Source organism: Leucobacter manosquensis (assembly GCF_018304845.1).
Classification (GTDB): Bacteria; Actinomycetota; Actinomycetes; order Actinomycetales; family Microbacteriaceae; genus Leucobacter; species Leucobacter alluvii.
The window spans coordinates 940,910-961,725 of sequence record NZ_JAFEVO010000001.1; the positions used below are offsets into that span (position 1 = coordinate 940,910).

At 67.9% G+C, this 20,816-nt stretch carries 16 protein-coding genes; 3 read left to right on the forward strand and 13 right to left on the reverse strand.

Features of this window, described 5'->3' with window-relative positions; all coding sequences use genetic code 11:
• Positions 1–10: 10 nt before the first annotated feature.
• From mraY to JSQ98_RS04425, 8 genes are all read right to left on the reverse strand, one after another.
• Entirely contained in the window at positions 11–1,099 is a 1,089-nt protein-coding gene (gene mraY, locus JSQ98_RS04390; protein WP_090149390.1) for a phospho-N-acetylmuramoyl-pentapeptide-transferase, read from the reverse strand.
• On the reverse strand, positions 1,096–2,505 hold the full coding sequence (locus JSQ98_RS04395; protein ID WP_211648517.1) for a UDP-N-acetylmuramoyl-tripeptide--D-alanyl-D-alanine ligase: 1,410 nt from the start codon (positions 2,503–2,505) through the stop codon (positions 1,096–1,098). The genes mraY and JSQ98_RS04395 overlap by 4 nt, the downstream gene beginning before the upstream one ends.
• Positions 2,502–4,040, reverse strand: coding sequence for a Mur ligase family protein (locus tag JSQ98_RS04400; protein WP_211648518.1), 1,539 nt, complete (start codon positions 4,038–4,040; stop codon positions 2,502–2,504). The genes JSQ98_RS04395 and JSQ98_RS04400 overlap by 4 nt, the downstream gene beginning before the upstream one ends.
• A 41-nt stretch (positions 4,041–4,081) precedes the next feature.
• A complete protein-coding gene (locus JSQ98_RS04405; RefSeq protein WP_211648519.1) occupies positions 4,082–5,878 on the reverse strand; it encodes a peptidoglycan D,D-transpeptidase FtsI family protein in 1,797 nt (598 codons plus the stop codon).
• 28 nt (positions 5,879–5,906) lie between these two features.
• Positions 5,907–6,515, reverse strand: coding sequence for a cell division protein FtsL (ftsL, locus tag JSQ98_RS04410; protein WP_211648520.1), 609 nt, complete (start codon positions 6,513–6,515; stop codon positions 5,907–5,909).
• A complete protein-coding gene (gene rsmH, locus JSQ98_RS04415; protein ID WP_200328658.1) occupies positions 6,512–7,495 on the reverse strand; it encodes a 16S rRNA (cytosine(1402)-N(4))-methyltransferase RsmH in 984 nt (327 codons plus the stop codon). Before rsmH ends, ftsL begins: the two co-directional genes overlap by 4 nt.
• A 12-nt stretch (positions 7,496–7,507) precedes the next feature.
• On the reverse strand, positions 7,508–7,939 hold the full coding sequence (gene mraZ, locus JSQ98_RS04420) for a division/cell wall cluster transcriptional repressor MraZ (RefSeq protein ID WP_090149408.1): 432 nt from the start codon (positions 7,937–7,939) through the stop codon (positions 7,508–7,510).
• A 475-nt stretch (positions 7,940–8,414) separates the two neighbouring features.
• Complete coding sequence (locus JSQ98_RS04425) at positions 8,415–8,798, reverse strand: DUF3040 domain-containing protein (RefSeq protein WP_200328656.1); 384 nt, start codon at positions 8,796–8,798, stop codon at positions 8,415–8,417.
• A 74-nt stretch (positions 8,799–8,872) separates the two neighbouring features.
• On the opposite strand from JSQ98_RS04425, the gene JSQ98_RS04430 reads away from it, so the two are divergent.
• A complete protein-coding gene (locus JSQ98_RS04430; RefSeq protein WP_211648522.1) occupies positions 8,873–9,973 on the forward strand; it encodes a polyprenyl synthetase family protein in 1,101 nt (366 codons plus the stop codon).
• A gap of 51 nt (positions 9,974–10,024) precedes the next feature.
• Here the strand turns inward: JSQ98_RS04430 and JSQ98_RS04435 are convergent, their stop codons facing one another.
• The gene (locus JSQ98_RS04435; protein WP_370567870.1) at positions 10,025–10,390 is read right to left on the reverse strand and encodes an Rv2175c family DNA-binding protein; all 366 of its coding nucleotides are present in this window, start codon (positions 10,388–10,390) and stop codon (positions 10,025–10,027) included.
• 94 nt (positions 10,391–10,484) lie between these two features.
• On the opposite strand from JSQ98_RS04435, the gene pknB reads away from it, so the two are divergent.
• The gene (gene pknB, locus JSQ98_RS04440) at positions 10,485–12,440 is read left to right on the forward strand and encodes a Stk1 family PASTA domain-containing Ser/Thr kinase (protein ID WP_200328650.1); all 1,956 of its coding nucleotides are present in this window, start codon (positions 10,485–10,487) and stop codon (positions 12,438–12,440) included.
• Between the two features lie 58 nt (positions 12,441–12,498).
• Here pknB and JSQ98_RS04445 read toward each other — a convergent pair whose 3' ends face one another.
• Both JSQ98_RS04445 and JSQ98_RS04450 read right to left on the reverse strand, forming a co-directional pair.
• On the reverse strand, positions 12,499–13,866 hold the full coding sequence (locus tag JSQ98_RS04445; protein WP_090149426.1) for a class II 3-deoxy-7-phosphoheptulonate synthase: 1,368 nt from the start codon (positions 13,864–13,866) through the stop codon (positions 12,499–12,501).
• A gap of 117 nt (positions 13,867–13,983) precedes the next feature.
• Positions 13,984–14,655, reverse strand: a complete 672-nt coding sequence (locus tag JSQ98_RS04450; protein ID WP_200328648.1) for a 1-acyl-sn-glycerol-3-phosphate acyltransferase — start codon at positions 14,653–14,655, stop codon at positions 13,984–13,986.
• Between the two features lie 119 nt (positions 14,656–14,774).
• Between JSQ98_RS04450 and JSQ98_RS04455 the strand changes: the two genes are divergently transcribed.
• Positions 14,775–16,625 (forward strand): AMP-dependent synthetase/ligase, encoded by a 1,851-nt coding sequence (locus JSQ98_RS04455; protein ID WP_249290731.1) that lies wholly within the window; start codon positions 14,775–14,777, stop codon positions 16,623–16,625.
• A 48-nt stretch (positions 16,626–16,673) separates the two neighbouring features.
• Here the strand turns inward: JSQ98_RS04455 and def are convergent, their stop codons facing one another.
• Together def and JSQ98_RS04465 are read right to left on the reverse strand one after the other, a co-directional pair.
• Positions 16,674–17,165: a peptide deformylase gene (gene def / locus JSQ98_RS04460; protein WP_211648526.1), complete on the reverse strand. Its 492-nt coding sequence runs from the start codon at positions 17,163–17,165 to the stop codon at positions 16,674–16,676.
• A gap of 57 nt (positions 17,166–17,222) precedes the next feature.
• The gene (locus JSQ98_RS04465; RefSeq protein ID WP_211648527.1) at positions 17,223–20,630 is read right to left on the reverse strand and encodes a pyruvate carboxylase; all 3,408 of its coding nucleotides are present in this window, start codon (positions 20,628–20,630) and stop codon (positions 17,223–17,225) included.
• Between the last annotated feature and the right edge of the window lie 186 nt (positions 20,631–20,816).

Sequence of the window (20,816 nt, forward strand, 5' to 3'; positions counted from 1 at the left end):
TCTGCTCCCATCACGACTGCTGCAGCAGCCATTCGCCGTAGAACGCGCCCACCCCGGCGATGACGAAGAGGGCGGCGATGATCCAGAATCGCACGACCACGGTCACCTCGGCCCACCCTTTGAGCTCGAAGTGATGATGGATCGGACTCATCAGGAAGATGCGCCTGCCGCGCGTGACCTTGAAGTACAGGCGCTGCAGGATCACCGAACCGGTCTCGATGATGAACAGTCCGCCGATCAGGATCAGCAGGACCTCGGTGCGGCTCAGGATCGCGAGCGCCGCGATGGCGCCGCCGATGCCCATCGATCCCGTATCACCCATGAACACGTGCGCCGGGTTCGTGTTCCACCAGAGGAACCCGCCGACGCCGCCGAGGAATGCCGCCGCGATGACCGCGAGATCCATCGGATCGCGCACCTCGTAGCACCCGGGCTCCGCAGCGTTGCTCACGCAGCTCTGCGCGGACTGCCAGAACCCGATCACGAGGTAGGCGCCGAACGCGAAGATGGCGGATCCCGCTGCGAGACCGTCGAGACCGTCTGTCACGTTCACGGCGTTCGTCGTCGCCGTGACGATGACCATGACCCAGATGATCACGAGCCCGATGCCGATGATGGGGCCGAACGTCATGAAGTCGAAGGGCAGGTCGCGGAAGACCGAGACATGGGTCGACACCGGGGTGATGCCCGCGCCGTTCGCGAACTGGATGCCGAGCACCGCGAACGATACTGCGATGATGACCTGGCCTGCGATCTTCGCCCAGCCGCCGAGCCCCGCAGATGCCTGCTGCCGCGTCTTCATGAAGTCGTCGATGAAGCCGACGAGCCCCGCTCCGACAGCCATCAGGATGACGAGCAGCGCAGATGGAGAGGGCTGCTCGCCCATGACGAGCTTGCCGACGAAGTAGGCGATCACCGACCCGGAGAGGAAGATGATTCCGCCCATCGTGGGCGTGCCGCGCTTGATCTCGTGCTCTTTCGGCCCGTCGACGCGAATCGGCTGGCCCCAGCGCAGCCGGTTGAAGCCGCGCACGAACAACGGCGTCAGGAGCAGCGAGTAGAGGAGGGAGAACCCGCCGGCGATGAGCAGCGCGATCATGCGTACGCCTCCCCGAGACGATCTCCGAGTCGCTGGAGGCCCGCGGCGTTCGAGGACTTCACGAGCACCGTATCATCGGCGCGCAGTGTCTCGGTGAGGTAGGCGAAGGCTTCGTCCTGGGTGGGGAAGAAGGTGCTCTCCCCGTCCCAGGCGCCCTCATTGATCGCGCTGATGTGCAGCTGGCGCGCCTCGGCGCCCACGACCACCAGTTCGGAGATCCGCAACCGCACCGCCTGGAGCCCGACGCGTCGGTGCTCCTCGATGGAGTACTCGCCGAGCTCGCTCATCGCTCCGAGGACGGCGACCGAGCGCCCGGCTGGTCTGCGGATCTGTGCAAGCGTGCGCAGCGCGGCGCTCATGGAGTCCGGGCTCGCGTTGTAGGCATCGTTGATGATCGTCACCCCGTCGCGTCCGCCGAGCACCTCCATGCGCCCCGGGGCGGCGAGGGTCGCCGATTCGAGCGTCTCGACGATCTCGGCGAGCGGGATCCCGAGCGCCCGCCCCACCGCCGCGGCCGCAAGCGCGTTCATGACGTGGTGCTCCCCGAGTACCCGGAAGTGCACGGGGAGGGACGCTCCGTCGGCGTGGATCACGAATCGTGTGCCGTCCGCCGATGCATCCACATCGGTCGCACGGACGTCGGTCTCCGAGCCGAGACCGAACCAGTGGACCTGGGCGCGCGTGAGTTCGGCCATCTGCGCGACGCGGGGATCGTCGCGGTTCAGCACGGCGATCGCAGACGCGGGCAGGTCACGCACCATCTCGCTCTTCGTGCGGAAGGTGGTCTCGATCCCGCCGAATTCGCCCGCATGGGCGAGTCCGACCGTCAGCACGACCCCGATGTGCGGCGGCGCCATCGCGGTGAGACGTGCGATCTCGCCTTCTGCGCTCGCTCCCATCTCGGCGATGAGCGTGCGCGTATCCGGTGCGACGCGCAGCATCGTCACGGGCCCGCCGACCTCGTTGTTGAACGATTTCGCGGAAGCGACGGTCGGGCCGGTGCGTTCCGCCATTGCGGCGACCAGGTTCTTCGTGGTCGTCTTGCCGTTCGATCCGGTGATTCCGACGATCGTGAGTTCGCCCGCTTCGCGAACGCGTCGCACGACCTCGGTCGCGAGGGCGCCGAGCGCATCGGTGCTGTCGGCGACGACGATCTGCGGAACGCGGCTGTCCACCTCGTGCTCCACCACGAGCAGAGCGGCACCGGCGTCGACCGCTCGAGCGGCGTATCGGTGTCCGTCGGTCTCCTCACCGCGTCGGGCGAAGAAGATGTGCCCCGGTCCGACCTCGCGGGAGTCGGTCTGCGACTCGCCGTCGATGAGCGTCTCCGGCCCCGCTCCGCCGTCTCCGGGGACCAGGCGGCCGTTCACGGCGGTCGCGATCTCGGCCAGTGTCAGTGCAATCACGGGAGCAGTCCTGCCTCGCGGAGCGCACCGCGAACTTCGTCACGCGCCGAGTACGGGATGAACCGCCCGGCGACTTCTTGATGGTCCTCGTGTCCGGGACCGGCATACAGGATAACGTCACCGGGTTCGGCCAGTGAAATGGCGAGGCGCACGGCGGCCCGAGGATCGCCCTCCTCGATGACCTCGGCGTGCTGGGCCGAGCGGGCTCCGGCGAGGAGCTGAGCGCGGATCGCCTCCGGCGGCTCGGAGCGCGGGTGGTAGTCGCAGATGATGACGGTGTCGGCGCCCGCAGCCGCGATCCTTCCCATCTCCTCCCGCTTCGTCGTGTCGCGGTCGCCATCGGCTCCGAACAGGAAGATGATCTTCCCCGGCGCGACCTCTCCGAGGGCGTCGAGCATCGCCTCGAATGCCCCGGGCGTGTGCCCGTAGTCGACGTAGAAGCGCGGGCCCGTGCTGCCGCTCTCCGTGATCTGCTCGAGACGACCGGGGATGTACACCGGGATGCGACCCTGCTCGAGTCCCGCCTCGACCTGCGCGATCGGAATCCCCGCCTCGTGCAGCATGATCAGCGCGAGCGCGGCGTTCTCCGCCATGAAGCGACCGAACACCGGAACGCTTCCGCGGAAGTGGGCGCCCTCCGGCCCCTGCAGCACGAACGACACGCCGTCGAGCGTCTGGCGTGTGACCGCGAGGTGCCAGTCGGCGTCCCGCCCGTACTCGGTGGCGAGGCGCGTCACCGGGATCTGCGATTCGCGCGCGATGCGCTGCCCCCAGGCCGAATCGACGACGACGACGCCGCGTTCCGCGTGCTCCGGCGCGAACAGCGCGAGCTTGGCTGCGAAGTAGGTCTCCAGATCGCCGAATTCGTCGAGGTGGTCCTGGGAGAAGTTGTTGAACGCGACGACATCGAAGCGCAGGCCGTCGAGACGGTGGCGAACGACCGCCTGGGCCGACACCTCGATGGCCACGCCCCCGACGCCGACCTCGACCATGCGGGCCAGGAGTCCGTGCAGCTCGGAGGCCTCGGGGCTGGTGAGGTTGCTCACCACCACCTCGTCGCCGATCCGGCGCTCCGCCGTGGAGCTGAGCCCCGCGGTGATGCCCGCCGCGCGCAGCAGCTCGGCGATGAGGTACACGACGCTCGTCTTGCCGTTCGTCCCGGTGACGCCGAAGGTGCGCGCGGAGAAGCCGTCGGTGCGGTAGACGACCGCGGCGACATCGCCGAGAATCAGGCGCGGGTGCGCGTCGGAGACGAGCACGGGCAGCGACGTCCCCGCTGCCGCGGCGAGCTCGGCGCCGGCCGCGTCGGTCAGCATCGCACTCGCACCGGACGCGGCGGCCTGAGCGGCGAACTCCGCACCGTGCCGCTGGGCGCCTGGCATGCCGACGTAGAGGTCGCCGGGTCGCACATCGCGCGAGTCGAGCGAGACGCCGGTGACGAACAGCCCCGTCGACCGGCCCGCGGCGCGCACGTCGAATCGCTCGACGATCTCGTCGAGCGGGACGGGGACGGGCTGCTGCGGGCGAATGCTCAAAGCATCTCCGGTACTCACGGGTGCTGGCCTCCTGGGCGTGATCAATACTCGGTGGGGAGCGGTTGGAACTCCCCCGTGGATGGCGGGATGTGGAACGTGCGGATCGTCGCCTCTGCGGCCTGCCGGAAGGCGGTGAGTGCGGCGACGCCACCATCTCCCGCCGTCGGGAACGCAATCGATGCTACCGCGACGTACTGCGGGTCGTCGGCCGGGAAGATCCCCGCGAACGAGTGCACGTAGTCCGTGCGATAGAGCCCAGTGGCCGGGTCGACCTGCTCCGCGGTGCCGGTCTTGCCGGCGATCCGGTACCCCGGGATCGCGATGAGGTCCTTGAACCAGCCCTCGGTGGTGACGGTCTCGAGCATGCCCATCATTTCGGCTGCGGTGCTCTCCGAGATCGCCGTGACCGGCTCGCCGTGCTCGGGCGCGGTCGTCGTGCCGTCGGCCTCCACGCACTCCTGCACCACGCTGGGCGGCACACGCACGCCCTTGTTCGCGATCGCCTGGTAGACGCCGGCAGTCTGCACGACGGTCGAGGAGAGGCCCTGACCGAACATGGTGTTGTACGAGGTCTGGCGGTCCCAGTCCGCCGGCTCGTACAGCAGACCGGAATCCTCGACTGGCATTCCCGCCTGGGTGGCGGTGCCGACGCCGAATCGCTTGAGGTAGTCGTATCGCGTCTCGGCGTCGAGCTGCGCGCCGAGCATCGAGGTGCCGACGTTGGACGACTGCGTGAGGATGCCGGTCAACGTCCACGGCATCTCGGGATGGTTGAACGCGTCGCCGAAGCGCACGCCTGGCTCCGGCTCGAGGTAGTCGGGCGTGAGGTTCTGCGACGCGGGCGTCGCGACGCCCTGGTCGATGAGCGCCGCCGCGGTGATCGCCTTGAACGTCGAGCCCGGCTCGTACGGCGAGGTGAAGGAACGCGCTTCGCGCTTCGCCGGGTCTGAGGCATCGACGTCGTTCGGGTCGACCGAGCCGTCCTCCGCAACGGCGACGAGCTCGCCGGTCTGGACGTCCATCACCGTGAGCAGTCCGTACGCCGCGCCGACGGACTGCACCTGCTGGTTGATCGCCTGCTGGGCCTCCCACTGCAGGTCGCGGTCGATCGTGAGCTGCACCGTGCCGCCGTCCTGCACCTTCCTGGTGACGACGACGCTCCCGGGGAGCGCCACTCCGTCCTCGCTCCGCTCGTAGGTCTCAGTGCCGTCCACCCCGGTGAGGCAGGCGTCCTGCGACAGCTCGACGCCGGCCTGCGGCACGTCGTCGGCTCCGGAGAATCCCACGATGTTGCCGCCGACCGCGCCGTTGGGGTAAGTGCGCGTGTGCTGGCTCTCGAAGGTGAGCCACGGGATCTCGAGCGCCTTGAGCGCGTTCAACTGGGTCAGATCGATGGATCGCTGCACGTAGGCGAAGTCCGACTTCGGGTTGTCGCTCAGCGCGTCATCCACGATCTTCTGGATCTCGTCGCCGCTCTGCCCGGTCACCGCTCCGATCTCCTCGAAGGCCTGCGCTGCGGTGACCTTGACCGTGCCCACGCCGCGCTCGGTGTCGAAGCGGTAGAACACGCCGTCGTTCAGACGCGTGTTCTTCGGCGAGAGCTGCACGTCGTAGCGCTCGTCCGTCGTCGCGAGCACTTCCCCGTCGCGATCGACGATGTCGCCGCGCACGCTCGGAATCGCGACGGGCACCGCGCGCTTGTCTTTCGCATCCTCGTTCAGGGCGGCGGCGGAAACCACCTGCACGTCCACGAGTCGCACGAGAAACACGATCGCAGCGACGACGATGATGGCGAGCGCGATGGCCCGGCGAAGCGAAGATCCGCGCAGTCTCAGCATCCGATTCCTCCCGGAGTTCTGCTACTGCCTAGTGCGTATCGGGAGCAGGCAGCTTGCCCGTCCACCGTACCGGCGGATCGATGTCTTCGGCCTGAGCACCCGCGGCCTGTCCGGAGTTCCGCGGCACGAGGAGGCCTGCGGCGTCCACCACCGGCATGCTCTCGAGGGTCGCATTCGGGATGAGGTTGCCAGAGGCCGCCGTCGTCTCCGAGTCGAGCGCCCCGAGCACTGCGCCGTCGCTCAGGCGGAGCGTCGCGGGTCGCGAGTTCTGCACCATGCCGAGCGCGGCCGCATTCTCCGCGAGGTTCTGCGGGGACGCGAGCTTGTCGACGTTCTGCGACAGCACTCGTTCCACGCGCCCGAGGTCGCGCTGCTCCACCTCGAGTGCGCGCGACTCGTATGCGCCCTGAGAGATCGCGATGCTCAGACCGAGCTGCGTTGCGAAGATGGCCAGGACGACGCCGACCGCGATGAGCGCTCCCGCGAGCGGGCTGCGCTGCGAGCGCTTCGCCGGCCGGGCCGCGGGGTGCGGCACCGGGCGCAGGTGCCGCTCGGGCTGGGCGGGCGCCGGCGTGCCAGAGGGTGAGCCGAGGCGGAGCGCCGCCGCGTCGAACTCCATCGGAAGCGTCGTGCTCATCGTGCGTCCCTCATTCGTTCGGCTGCGCGCAGGCGCACGGGGATGGCGCGCGGGTTGCGCGCGCGCTCGGCGTCGTCGGCGAGCTCGGCTCCGCGTGTGAGGAGGCGGAACTCGGGACGATGCTCCGGGAGCTCGACGGGCAGGCCGGCGGGCGCGGTCGACGCCGTGCGACGCGCGAATTCGCGCTTCACGAAACGATCTTCGAGCGACTGGTACGACATGACGACCGCGCGGCCGTCGACCTTCAGGAGATCGAGCGCAGCGGGGATCGCGCGCTCGAGTACTGAGAGTTCGGAATTGACCTCGATGCGCAGCGCCTGGAATACGCGCTTCGCGGGGTGGCGCTGGTCTCGCACCGCGGCCGGGGTCGCCGCCTGCAGCACCTCGACGAGCTGACCGCTTCGCAGAATCGGAGCGTCCGCCCTGGCCGCGATGATCGCGCGAGCGTACCGGCCTGCGAGGGGTTCTTCGCCGTATCGTTCGAAGATCGCGCGCAGGCGGCCCTCGGGCGCCGCAGCCAGCACGTCGGCCGCGGTCTCCCCGCTGCTCTGGTCCATGCGCATGTCGAGCGGAGCGTCCTGGGCGTAGGCGAAGCCGCGGTCCGCCTCGTCGAGCTGCAGCGATGAGACGCCGAGATCGAAGAGCACGCCGTCGATCCGCGAGAAGCCGCTGTCGGATACGGCCTCGGCGATTTCGTCGTACACCGCGTGCACGCGGATCGCGCGATCCCCGAATCGCCGGAGACGAGCGCCCGCGAGTTCGAGTGCCTCGGTGTCGCGGTCGAGACCGATCACGGTGAGCCGGGGGAAGCGATCGAGGAGCGCCTCACTGTGTCCGCCCATGCCGAGTGTCGCGTCGACGATCACGGGCGTGTCGCCCTCGGCGATGCCCTGCGCTACCGGAGCGAGCAGTTCGAGGCAGCGCTCGAGGAGCACGGGGGTGTGCAGACCGCTCGGATCGCGTGTGTTGTCGTGTGCCATAGGGATTCCGGGCTAGAACATGCCCGGGATCACCTCCTCCTCGATCTCGGAGAACGCTGCTTCCTGCGCCGCCAGGTAGGTCTGCCAAGCCTCCGCATCCCAGATCTCCGCGCGCGAACCGGCGCCGATGACGGCGAGCTCGCGATCGAGCCCGGCGTACTCGCGGAGGTTCTGCGGAATGGTGATGCGGCTCTGCTTGTCGGGTGTTTCGGGGTGCGCCCCTGAGAGGAACACGCGGAGGTAGTCGCGCGCCTGCTTCGAGGCGAGCGGTGCGCTCCGCAGTCGCTGATGCATCTCGGCGAACTCGGTTTCGCTGAACACGTAGAGGCAGCGCTCCTGCCCGCGGGTGATCACGAGGCCGTCGGCGAGTTCGTTCCGAAACTTCGAGGGAAGAATCAGTCGGCCCTTTTCGTCCAGGCGCGGCGTGAAGGTTCCCAGGAACATGGGACCTCCTTTCGCCGACTCGTCCTCGAGCGCCAGTTTACTCCACTTTCCTCCACTTGTTCCTAAACACACTCCACTTTGCTGGCGGAATCGAGAGAATTCGCGAGAATACGCGGCGACGACACGGGGAGGCCCGCACGGTGAGGGGCAGCACGCCGACCGATTCGAGCCTTCAAGCTCCCGAGAAAGCGCGTCTTCACGCGGTTCGGACCCCGACGGAAGGTTCGAATGGAGCAAAGTGGAGTGCATCGCGGGGCGCGCGCGCCGAATACCGGCAGGACCCGCAGTCGAGCGCCGCGTCAGATCGCGAGTATCGCCGAGCGGGCGCAAAAAAAGCGCCAGGTCGTTGACCTGACGCGATCGATCCGGTTTGCCCCCGCAGCGGGGGCTTCACATCGGGAGCGGGCTCGCACTCAACTGGTGCCGTAGCGCACGCGATGCGCGCGCAGCAGCGGTGCTCGCAGCATTCGTCGAGCTACCGCTCACCCTCCATGCGCTGATCCCACCGGCGCTCCATGCGCTCGCTCAGCGACTCTCGCGAGCGGGGGGCCTTCGGACCCGAACCGGCGGAAGTGATGTCTTCGACGGTGAGCGGCCCGGAAGAGCGACGCGACAGCATGAGAATCACGCCGCCGAGCATCACGGCGAACCCGATGAGCCCGAGCCACAGCAGCTGCACCGCCACTCCGGCGACGAGGACTCCGATTCCGAGGATCACGACGATGATGCCGAGCACGAGCGACCGATAGTTCAGTCGACGGGGTTCCGACGAGCCAGCCTGGAGAACGTCGGCTTCGCTCTGATAGAAGCCGCGCTCCATCTCGTCGAGCAACCGCTGTTCGTGCTCTGACAGCGCCATGACGGCCCTCCTGCGCTTCGGGAAAACTTGGTACCGATCAGTCTACGACCCGCAGCCGTGAGTAGGCTAGGCGCGTGCAAGAAACGACGCGACTCGCAGGCCTCATTCAGGAGCGCATCGGCGACATCCTCGAACAGCATCGCAACGAGCTCGCGGCGCTCGGGGCGGACGCCGCGCCGCTGCTGGATGAGGCGAAGCGCTTCCTGACGGGCGGGAAGCGGTTCCGTGCGCAGTTCGCGATCCTGGGCTACCGGTCCGTGCGCGAGCTCGACATCATCGACGACGTCCACGGCCCGGCCGCCCCGGTGCTCGATGCCGCGTGTGCGCTGGAGTTCTTCCACGCCGCAGCACTCATCCACGACGACATCATCGACCGATCGGACACCCGTCGCGGCCGCCCTTCCGTGCACCGCGTGTTCGCCGAGCTGCACGGCGGCCATCGCTGGGCCGGCAACCCCGAGCACTTCGGAATCGCCGGCGCGATTCTGCTCGGAGATCTCCTGCAGTCGTGGGCCGACGAACTCATGCAGCGTGCGTGCGCCGCCGCGATCAGCCCGGGCGCGGCGCAGGCCGCGCGAGCGCACTTCAACCGCATGCGGAGCGAGGTCGCCGTCGGTCAGTACCTCGACGTGCTCGAGGAGCAGCAGAGCGAGTTCGCCGCGCACGACGAGCAGTTGGAACGCTCGACCCGGGTGCTCGTCTACAAATCGGCGAAGTACAGCGTCGAGGCGCCGCTCCTGATCGGCGCGGCGCTCGCCGGCGCCGATGAGGAGCAGGAGCAGGCCCTGCGGGACTACGGCCTCCCCATCGGCGTCGCGTTCCAGCTCCGCGACGACCTCCTCGGCGTATTCGGCGACGCATCGATCACGGGCAAGCCCGCGGGCGACGACCTGGTCGAGGGCAAGCGAACAGTCCTGGTCACGCTCGCGCGCGAGAACCTGCCCGGAACCCAGCGGCGCATCTTCGACGACCTGCTCGGCAACGATCTCGAGCCGGAACAGGTCGCGATCCTCCAGCGCACCATCCGCGAGAGCGGGGCAGTCGATCGAGTCGAGCAGATGATCGCGCGCAATGTCGAACGAGCGATCAACTCGCTCGAGCATTCCCCGACCCGCCGTGACGCGAGCGAGGCGCTGACGCGGCTCGCCGACCGGGCGGCGCGACGCGAGTTCTGAGATCGCCCGAGGCGCGACCCGGAGTTCTCAACGAACCACGCGCGCGAGAGGTCAAAAGGCGAGCGACTGCGTCGCGCGACGCACCGCGCTCTTCCGGCCGGCCTGAAGCGAATCGATCGGCCGCTCCCCCAGTTCGTCGTTCACCGAGAGCATCCAGAGCACCGCTTCCTCCTCGGAGAAGCCGGCGTCGTCGAGCACGAGCAGGGTGCCGCGAAGCGATGGCAGCGGCTCGTCGCCCTGCAAGAACTCTGCAGGAACCCGCAGGACGCCGTCGATGCGCACCGACGCGAGTACGCGATCCTCGATGAGGCGATGGAGCCGGCCGGGAGTGATGCCGAGGCGGTCCACGAGTTCGGGGACGCCGAGCATGGGAGCGGTCGTCAACGGGCTACGGTCTGAAGCGGTGTTCTCTGCCACGGGTCCACTCTGCCAGCGGCAACGGGTGAACGCAATCCGCGCGAGCCCGGCGCGCATCATGAAACGGCCATCGAAACTTCCGTAGACTCTCCGGGTGACCACCGTGCCCTCCGACCCGCTGATCGGGCAGACGCTCGACGGCCGTTACGCGATCAGGTCGCGCATCGCGCGCGGCGGCATGGCGATGGTGTACCTCGCAACGGATCTGAGGCTTGAGCGCCGCGTCGCCGTCAAGGTGATGCACGAGCACCTGGCGGAGGATGCGAACTTCACGCGCCGCTTCGAGCAGGAGGCCAGAAGTGCGGCCCGCCTCTCCCATCCCAATCTGGTCAACGTGTTCGACCAGGGGCACGATCTCGGGCGCACCTACCTGGTCATGGAGTATCTGCCGAGCATCACGCTGCGGGAGCTCCTGAAGCAGCAACGGCATCTGACCGCCGAGCAGTCGTTCGAGATCGGGGATGCGGTGCTCTCGGGCCTGGCCGCAGCCCACGGGGCGGGGATCGTCCACCGCGACCTCAAACCCGAGAACGTGATGCTCGCAGACGACGGGCGGATCAAGCTTGGCGACTTCGGGCTTGCCCGCGCAGTCAGCGCGAACACGACCACGGGTCAGGCGCTGCTCGGCACCATCGCGTACCTCTCGCCCGAGCTCGTCACGCGGGGAATCGCCGATGCGCGGAGCGACCTCTACGCATTCGGCATCATGCTCTACGAGATGCTCACCGGCGTGCAGCCGTTCGTCGGCGAGCAGCCGATGCAGATCGCCTACCAGCACGCCCACTCGGACGTGCCCGCGCCATCGCTCCAGAGCGCTGAGGCGAGCCCGGCGCTCGACGCGCTCGTGCTCTGGATGACCCGGCGCGAGCCCGACGAGCGACCGCGCGATGCGAGCGAGGCGCTCGAGTCGCTGCGGGCGATCACCCGGGGGGAAGCCCCCGCCGGTTCGACGCGCGTCCTCCCCCGCATCTCCGATGAGGGAACCCCGACGCCCTCGACGTCCGTGCTCGATCCGTCCGAGCGGTGGGCGGTCGGCAGCGCCCCCGACGCTTCAGAGACCGCAGTCGCCCCCGAGCTCAACGCCAGTGCTGCTGCATCGTCGACGGCCGCTCCCATCGATCGCGCGGCGGAAGCCGGCCGAGTCCGTCAGCGACGCGGCCGGCTCTCGGCTCTGCTCGCCGTGCTCCTGATCGCCGCAGCCGGCGGCTTGGGCTGGTGGTTCGGTCAAGGACCGGGATCCCAGGTGACCATCCCCGACGTCTCCGGCGCGGAGATCGCGGCCGCGCAGGCGACGCTCGAGGAGCGCGACCTCGTCGTGACGCTCGCCGAGTGCTCGAGTCTGGAGGTGCCAGAAGGACACGCCTCGTCGACGGAGCCAGCGTCCGGTGCGCGCGTCGACCGCGGCACGCCGATCCAGCTCTGCCAGTCGACGGGCCCGCAGCTGCTTCCCGTTCCCACCCTGGTCGGCTTGTCGCTCGAGGAGGCCGAATCCCTGATCGAAGAGCAGCGGTTCACCGTCGGCCAGGTCTTGGAACAACGCTTCTCCGACGATGAGCCCGGTACCGTGCTCGCGGCGCTCGGGTCGAACGGCGACGCCCTCGGCGACACGTATCCCGAGCGCGCAACCATCGACCTGATCACCTCGGCGGGCAGCGTTCCCGATGTGGCGGGACTCACGGCGGATGCCGCGACGGCCCGCCTCGCCGAGAGCTCGCTGACCGTTGATCCCGCAGCTGGGAGCGAGTCCTACAGCAGCGACGTGGAGCAGGGCTCCGTCATCGCCCTGCTCCCCCAGACCGACCCGATGCGCCCCGGCGATGCCGTGGGCCTCGAGATCTCGCTGGGCCCCGAACTCTTCCCCGTGCCCGACGTGTCCGGTCTCGACCTGCAGGAGGCCATGGACACCTTGAGCGCGGCCGGCTTCACCCCGACCACGCTCGTACCCGACGCGCTGCGCAGTTTCGCGAAGGCCACGGGAACCGACCCGGCCTCCGGCGAGAAGGTACCAGCGGGCACCGAGATCCGCATCAGAAGCACGATCTCGCTCTAACGCGAGGTGCCCGCGCTCCGGAAACGATCCGAAACGCGGGCACCTGAACGCGAGCGGGCTAAGAGATCTTCTTCAGCTCTTCTGCCACCTGGAACGCCAGCTCCAGCGACTGCATGTGATTCAGACGGGGATCGCAGACCGACTCGTACCGCGTGGCCAATGTCGCCTCGTCGATGTTCTCCGACCCACCCAGGCATTCCGTCACGTCGTCGCCCGTGAGCTCGATGTGGATTCCACCGGGGTAGGTGCCGACTTCACGGTGCGCCTCGAAGAAGCCTCGCAGCTCGTCCATGACGTCGTCGAAGCGGCGGGTCTTGTACCCGGTCGCCGTCGTCATGCCGTTGCCGTGCATCGGATCGGTCACCCAGAGCGGTGTCGCTCCCGCGTCGCGCACTCCGGCGAGCAGGCCAGGAAGGACGTCGCGGATCTTTCCGGCGCCCATTCGGGTGATGAAGGTCAAGCGGCCCGGCTCGCGCTCGGGATCGAGCTTGTCGATGAGGCGGAGAGCGTCGTCGACGGTGGCCGTCGGTCCCAGCTTCACGCCGATCGGATTGCGCACGTGCGAGAGGAACTCGACATGGGCGCCGTCCAGATCGCGGGTGCGCTCTCCGATCCAGAGCATGTGCCCGGAGGTGTCGTACAGATCTCCCGTGCGCGAATCGACACGCGTCAGCGGGCGCTCGTAGTCGAGGAGCAGGGCCTCGTGGCTGACGTAGAACTCGGTCTGAGTGAGCGCCGTGTTGTCGACGCCGCATGCCGCCATGAACCGGAGTGCGCGGTCGATCTCGCCGGCGAGCGATTCGTACCGCTGGTTCGCCGGATTCGAGATGAAGCCCTGGTTCCAGGCGTGCACCTGCCGCAGGTCAGCGAAGCCGCCCTGCGTGAACGCGCGGATCAGGTTGAGCGTCGAAGCGGAGACGTGGTAGCCCTGCACCAGGCGTGCGGGGTCGGCAGTACGGGATTCGGTGGTGAAATCGTAGCCGTTCACCAGATCGCCGCGGTAGGCCGGCAGGGTGACGCCCTCGCGAGTCTCGTCGTTGCTCGACCGCGGTTTCGCGAACTGCCCCGCCATGCGCCCGACTTTGATCACGGGCATCGAAGCGCCGTACGTGAGGACGACCGCCATCTGCAGCAGCGTCTTCACGCGATCGCGGATGCGGTCGGCCGTCGCCGCGGAGAACGTCTCAGCGCAATCGCCGCCCTGCAGCAGGAACGCCTCGCCGCGCGCCGCGGCCGCGAGGCGGTCGCGCAGCTGGTCCGCTTCTCCTGCGAACACGAGCGGCGGCTGCGACGAGAGCTCGCGTGCCGAATAGGCCACGGCGTCAGGATCGGGCCAGACGGGCTGCTGCTTGGCCTCGAGCGCCTGATAGGCGTCGAGCTCCGCGAACGCTCGTTCGGCAGCAGTCTCGTGAATCTGGCTCGTCATGTCGATCCCTTACGTGAGTGGGTACAGAAATATCGCGGCGATCGGCCGCGACCGTATCAGCCTACTGCCTCACGGGGCGCAGGCACGAAGTGCGACCGATGCCCGCAGCGAACGGCGCTAGCGGTTGCGGACGCTCGACGCGTAGACGTCGACGTAGGTCTGCCCGCTGAGCTTCTGGATCTCGAGCATGATCTCGTCCGTGACACTGCGCAGCACGAACCGATCAGCGCTCATCCCCGAGAAGCGACTGAAGTCGAGGGGCTTGCCGACGACGGTGCCGATGCGACGGATCTTCGGGACCTTCGCGCCGATCGGCATGGCCTTCTCCGTGTCGATCATCACCACCGGGACGACCACCGCCCCCGACTCGAGCACGAGACGAGCGACGCCGGTCCGACCGCGGTAGAGCCGCGCGTCGGGGCTGCGGGTGCCCTCGGGGTAGATGCCGAGCACGTCCCCGCGATCCAGCACGCTGAGCCCGGTGTTCAGCGACGCCTCCGACGCCTTGCCCCCCGACCGGTCGATCGGAAGCTGGCCGACTGCGGTCATGAAGGACTTCACCAGCCAGCCCTTCAGCCCTTTCCCGGTGAAGTAGTCGCTCTTCGCGAGGAAGTACACGCGTCGGTCGATCATCGTCGGCATGAAGAAGGAATCGATCACCGAGAGGTGGTTTCCTACAATGATCACCGGTCCGGTCGCCGGAATGTTCTCGGCACCCTCCAGCCACGGGCGGAAGATCGTTTTCAAGATCGGCCCGATGATCAGGTGTTTAAAAATCCAGTAGAGCACAGCCCACGATTCCTCTCGACTGAGAACACCCTACCGGAGCCGGGGGTGCGACGGAGGTATGCATATAGGGTGGCAGAGCAAGGTGCGACGCGAGACGCCGCGTCGCGTATGACGGATACATGAGTATCGAAGGAGCTGCCGTGAATCAGTCCGAGACCCCGATCCTCGTCCCACCGGTGCCAGAGGACAACATAACGGACCTCCTGGAGCAGCGGGTGCAGGCGACCCCCGATCGGGCCCTGTTCGCCGTTCCGGCAGGCGATGGCTGGCGCGACATCAGCGCGACCGCTTTCCGCGCGGACGTGGTGGCCCTCGCGAAGGGATTCGTCGCTGCCGGCATCGAGCCCGGCGATCGCATGGCGTTCATGTGCAAGACGAGCTACGAGTGGACGCTCGTCGATTTCGCGATCCACTATGCCGGCGCGGTCATGGTGCCGATCTACGAGACCTCTTCGCCGCTGCAGGTGCACTGGGTGCTCGAGGATTCCGGTGCCCGTGCCGTCATCACCGAGACGGACGATCACGCTGCGCGATTCGAGGAGATCCGTGACGATCTCCCTGCGGTCGGGCTGACGTGGCGGCTCGACCAGGGCGCGCTCGCCGAGCTTCGCGCGGCCGGCGCCGGCGTCGACGACGCGGAGATCGATCGCCGTCGTGCGCTCGCCCAGGGCGCGGACATCGCGACCGTGATCTACACGTCGGGATCGACGGGGCGGCCGAAGGGGTGCGTGCTGACGCACGCGAACTTCGTCGATCTCTCGCGGAACGCGGCCGCGGCGCTCTCCGACGTCGTGCAGCAGCCCGGTGCCGCGACGCTGCTGTTCGTCACCCTGGCTCACGTGTTCGCCCGTTTCATCTCCGTCTTGTCGGTGCACGCCGGCGTGCGTGTCGGGCACCAGGCAGACACCAGTCAGTTGCTCCCGGCACTCAGCTCGTTCCAGCCGACGTTCTTGCTCGCCGTGCCGCGGGTGTTCGAGAAGGTCTACAACTCGGCGGAGCAGAAGACCGAGGCCGAGGGCAAGGGCAAGATCTTCCGAGCCGCGGCCAAGGTGGCCGTCGCCCACTCCGAGGCGCTCGATGCCGGCAAGGTGCCGTTCATGCTCGGCGTGAAGTTCCGCGTCTTCGACAAGCTGGTCTACGGCAAGCTTCGCGAGAAGCTCGGCGGCAAGGTTCGCTTCGCCGTATCGGGCTCCGCTCCCCTCAGCCACTACCTCGGCCACTTCTACCGCAGCCTCGGCGTCAAGATCCTCGAGGGCTACGGTTTGACGGAGACCACGGCGCCCGCCACCGTCAACCTCCCGAACAAGTTCAAGATCGGCACGGTCGGCCCGCCGCTTCCCGGGCACACGGTCCGAATCGCGGAGGACGGTGAGATCGAAGTCAAGGGCATCGATGTCTTCAAGGAGTACTGGAACAACCCGGAGGCCACCCGCGAGGCGTTCACCGACGACGGGTTCTTCCGCACCGGGGACATCGGCTCGCTCGACGACGACGGGTACCTCTCCATCACCGGACGCAAGAAAGAGATCATCGTCACGGCAGGCGGCAAGAACGTCGCCCCAGCCGCACTCGAAGATCCCATCCGCTCGCACACGATCATCGGTCAGGTCGTCGTCGTCGGAGATCAGCGTCCGTTCATCTCAGCGCTCATCACCCTCGATCCCGAGATGCTCGCACCGTGGCTGAACAATCACGGCGAGGACGCAACGATGACTCTCGAGGAGGCCGCAGTGCACCCGAAGGTGCTCGCGGAGGTGCAGCAGGCCGTCGACCAGGGCAATGCGTACGTCTCCCGCGCCGAGTCCATCCGGAAGTTCGTGATCCTGCCGACAGAGTTCATCGAGGCCAACGGTCATCTCACTCCGAAGATGAGCATCCGACGCGACAACATCCTCCGCGACTTCGCGGGAGAGATCTCCGACATTTACGGAGAGCATCCGCAGACGGAGAACGTCTCCGTCGTCAGGTAGTCGGCGCCGCATCCCGGGCGGAGGTCCATTGGGCCGTGCCCGGAACGATCAGAACCAGCTCGAGGTGCGGATCTGGCGCATGGCCTCGCCGCGCGTATCGCGATCGAGACGCGAGAGGTAGAGCTTGCCGTCGAGGTGATCGCATTCGTGCTGCAGCGCCTGCGCGAGCAGGCCATCACCCGCGATCTCGACCGCGTGCCCGTCGAGATCGATGCCGCGCACGGTCGCCCGAGGGTACCTCGCCACGTCGAACCAGAGGTCCGGCGCCGAGAGGCATCCTTCGCCGGTCAGCACCGGCTCCCCCTCGAGCGCGACGATCTCCGGATTGATCACGTAGCTGAGTTCGCCGTCGATGTGCAGGCTGAACACCCGGAGCGTGTGTCCGATCTGCGTGGACGCGAGCCCGGCTCGGCCCTCCATATCGACGGTGTCGAGCAGGTCCTGCACAAGGGCTCTGACACCCTCGTCGATCTCGACGACCGGATCGCACACGGTGCGGAGCACGGGATCTCCGAAGACCCTGATTTCACGAATTGCCATGGCACCCGAGCCTAGCGCCTCGTTGCAGCACGAGTCTGCAACGAGGCGCTCGTGCTGCTACTCCGCCCCGGAGACGACCGCGATGAGGTCGCCGGATTCGAGTCCGCGCGTACCCGTGAACACGATCCGCTCGATGCGGCCGGAGATCGGCGCCGTGATGGCGGCCTCCATCTTCATCGCCTCGATGGAGGCGACCGGCTGACCGGCCTCGACGACGTCGCCCTCCGCGACCTTCACGGTCACCGTGCCCGAGAACGGTGCAGCGACGTGCCCCGGCGCCGAACGATCGGCTTTCTCCGCGAGCACCGCCTCGACCTTCACGGATTCATCCTTGACGAAGACTTGACGCAATTGGCCGTTCACGCGCACCATCACGGTTCGCAGGCCCTTATCGTCGGCTTCGCCGATGGCCTCCAGCCCCACGTACAGCCGCACGCCCTTCGCGAGATCGATCGCGCGCTCCTCGCCCGATTGCAGGCCGTAGAGGTAGTCCGCTGTATCGAGCACCGAGACGTCGCCGTACTGCTCGCGGACGTCCGAGTACTGCTGGGTCGGCTGCGGGAAGAGGAGGCGATTGAGCGTCTCGCGCCGCTCAGCGCTCGACCCGTTCAGCAGCGCAGCGTCCGCATCGGAAACGGGCGCGACATCGATGTTCACGGTGCGACCCTTGAGCACCTTGCTGCGGAAGGGTTCCGGCCACCCGCCCGGGATCTCGCCCAGCTCTCCGGCGAGGAACCCGACCACTGAGTCGGGGATGTCGTACTTCTCCGGGTGGGACTCGAAGTCCGCCGGATCGGCGTCCACCGCCGAGAGGTGCAGGGCGAGATCGCCGACGACCTTCGACGACGGTGTCACCTTCGGAATGCGGCCGAGGATGCGGTCGGCGGCGGCGTACATATCCTCGATCTTCTCGAAATTGTCGGCCAGTCCCAGCGCGATCGCCTGCTGCCGCAGGTTGGAGAGCTGCCCGCCAGGGATCTCGTGCGTGTACACGCGCCCGGTCGGGCTCGGGAGCCCGGATTCAAACGGGCGGTACACGGAGCGCACGGCGTCCCAGTACGGCTCGAGCGCGAAGACGGCGTCTTGCGAGAGGCCCGTATCGCGATCCGTGTCGGCGAGCGACGCCACCAGTGCGGACAACGACGGCTGACTGGTCGTGCCCGACATCGGCGCCGATGCGGCGTCGACCGCATCCACCCCGGCAGCACTCGCCGCGAGCAGCGTTGCGAGCTGCCCGCCCGGAGTGTCATGCGTATGCAGATGCACCGGGAGATCGAACCGCTCGCGGAGCGCGGTGACGAGCTTCGCCGCGGCAGCCGGGCGCAGCAGCCCCGCCATGTCCTTGATCGCGAGCACATGCGCGCCGGCATCGACGATCTGCTCGGCGAGACGCAGATAGTAGTCCAGGGTGTACTTGTCCTCCGCCGGACTCAGCAGGTTGCCGGTGAACGACATCGCGACCTCGGCGACCGCTGTGCCGGTCTCTCGCACCGCGTCGATCGCGACACGCATCTGGTTCACGTCGTTGAGCGCGTCGAAGATGCGGAAGACGTCCACTCCGGTCGACGCCGCTTCCCGCACGAAGGCCTGTGCGACCTGCTCGGGGTACGGGGTGTACCCCACCGTGTTCTGGCCGCGCAGCAGCATCTGAATCGGTACGTTCGGGAGCGCCTCGCGCAGCTTCGCAAGTCGCTCCCACGGGTCCTCCCCCAGGAACCGCAGGGCGACGTCGTACGTGGCACCGCCCCAGGCCTCGACCGACCACAGCTCGGGCGTCATGCGCGCCACATACGGAGCCACGCGCGCGAGATCCTTCGTACGCACGCGCGTCGCGAGCAGCGACTGATGGGCGTCGCGGAACGTGGTCTCGGTCACCGCGAGCGCGGTCTGCTCGCGCAGCTGACGCGCGTAGGCTTCCGGCCCGATCTCCAGCAGGAGCTGCCGCTTCCCCGCAGGCGCTGGCCGGGACAGATCGAGACGGGGCAGCTTGGCCTCGGGATCGATGACCTCGGGACGGGGGCCGTGCGGCTGGTTCACGGTGACGTTCGCCACGTGCTGCAGCAACCGTGTCGCGCGATCCTTGGACGCGTTCATCTTGAGCAGTTCCGGGCGTTCGCCGATGAACTGGGTCGAGATGTCGCCGGACTGGAAATCGGCGTCGGCGAGAACGGCCTGGAGGAACGGGATGTTCGTCGCGACGCCGCGAATGCGGAACTCGGCGAGCGCCCGCTGCGCGCGGCGCACCGCGTCCTCGAACGACCGCCCGCGGCACGTGAGCTTCGCCAGCATCGAGTCGAAGTGCGGGCTGATCTGCGCACCGACCTCGATCGTGCCGCCGTCGAGGCGCACCCCGCCGCCGCCCGGCGAACGGTACGCGGTGATGCGGCCCAGGTCGGGCCGGAACCCGTTGACCGGATCCTCCGTGGTGATCCTGCACTGCAGCGCTGCGCCTCGCAGCTGAATGCGATCCTGGGTCAATTCGAGTTCAGCCAGGGTCGCCCCCGCCGCGATCCGCATCTGCGCACGCACCAGATCGACATCGGTGACCTCTTCGGTCACCGTGTGCTCGACCTGGATGCGCGGATTCATCTCGATGAAGACGTGCTCCCCGGCGCGCTCGCCCGCGGTGTCGAGGAGGAACTCCACGGTCCCGGCGTTCTCGTACCCGATCGATTCCGCGAACGCGATCGCGTCACGTGTGAGTTCTGCCCGCTTCTCCTCCGTCAGGTTCGGAGCCGGCGCGATCTCGACGACCTTCTGATGGCGGCGCTGCACGGAGCAGTCCCGCTCGAACAGGTGCACCGTCGCCCCGGTCGAGTCCGCGAGCACCTGCACTTCGATGTGCCGCGGGCGCAGCACGGCCTGCTCGATGAACATCGTCGCGTCGCCGAACGCGGACTCCGCCTCGCGCATGGCCGCAGCCAGCGCGTCACGCAGATCCTCGACCCGCTCCACTCGCCGCATCCCTCGTCCGCCGCCGCCGGCGACCGCCTTCGCGAACACGGGGAACCCGATCTCCTCGGCGCCGGCGACCAGCGCTTCGATGTCGGTCGACGGCGGGGTGGATCGCAGGACGGGAACCCCCGCCGCGATCGCATGCTCCTTCGCGGCGACCTTGTTGCCCGCCATCTCGAGCGCGGTCTTGCCCGGTCCGATGAACCGGATGCCGGCGGCATCGGCGGCCGCCGCGAGATCCGGATTCTCCGACAGGAAGCCGTACCCCGGGTAGATCGCATCCGCGCCCGACTCGACGGCGACCCGCACGATCTCGGCGACATCGAGGTATGCGCGGACCGGATGCCCCACCGAGCCGATCAGGTACGCCTCGTCGGCCTTCAGCCGATGCAGGGAATTGCGGTCCTCGTACGGGAACACTGCGACCGTCTGCGCCCCCAACTCGTGCGCCGCTCGAAACGCCCGAATCGCGATCTCACCACGATTCGCCACCAAGATCTTCTGGAACACTCCGCCTCCTTGCTACTGTTCTCGCCGCCGGGTGCTCGCACCGTCGAACTGGTTCGATATCAAGATACATGGTCGGTCGCGCGCGAGTGGTCATATGGCGAACTGCGGCGGGAGCCGCCGGCCCGGGGTCGACGATTCCGTTCGCCCACGACGAAGTCAGGCGACGCACGGGGCGAATCCACTAAA

What these genes read in the sequence shown, in the direction of transcription:
- mraY (WP_090149390.1), bottom strand. Translation starts at nt 1,099, where the DNA reads ATGATCGCGCTGCTCATCGCCGGCGGGTTCTCCCTCCTCTACTCGCTG.
- JSQ98_RS04405 (WP_211648519.1), bottom strand. Translation starts at nt 5,878, where the DNA reads ATGCTGAGACTGCGCGGATCTTCGCTTCGCCGGGCCATCGCGCTCGCC.
- ftsL (WP_211648520.1), bottom strand. Translation starts at nt 6,515, where the DNA reads ATGAGCACGACGCTTCCGATGGAGTTCGACGCGGCGGCGCTCCGCCTC.
- rsmH (WP_200328658.1), bottom strand. Translation starts at nt 7,495, where the DNA reads ATGGCACACGACAACACACGCGATCCGAGCGGTCTGCACACCCCCGTG.
- mraZ (WP_090149408.1), bottom strand. Translation starts at nt 7,939, where the DNA reads ATGTTCCTGGGAACCTTCACGCCGCGCCTGGACGAAAAGGGCCGACTG.
- JSQ98_RS04425 (WP_200328656.1), bottom strand. Translation starts at nt 8,798, where the DNA reads ATGGCGCTGTCAGAGCACGAACAGCGGTTGCTCGACGAGATGGAGCGC.
- JSQ98_RS04445 (WP_090149426.1), bottom strand. Translation starts at nt 13,866, where the DNA reads ATGACGAGCCAGATTCACGAGACTGCTGCCGAACGAGCGTTCGCGGAG.
- JSQ98_RS04455 (WP_249290731.1), top strand. Translation starts at nt 14,775, where the DNA reads ATGAGTATCGAAGGAGCTGCCGTGAATCAGTCCGAGACCCCGATCCTC.
- def (WP_211648526.1), bottom strand. Translation starts at nt 17,165, where the DNA reads ATGGCAATTCGTGAAATCAGGGTCTTCGGAGATCCCGTGCTCCGCACC.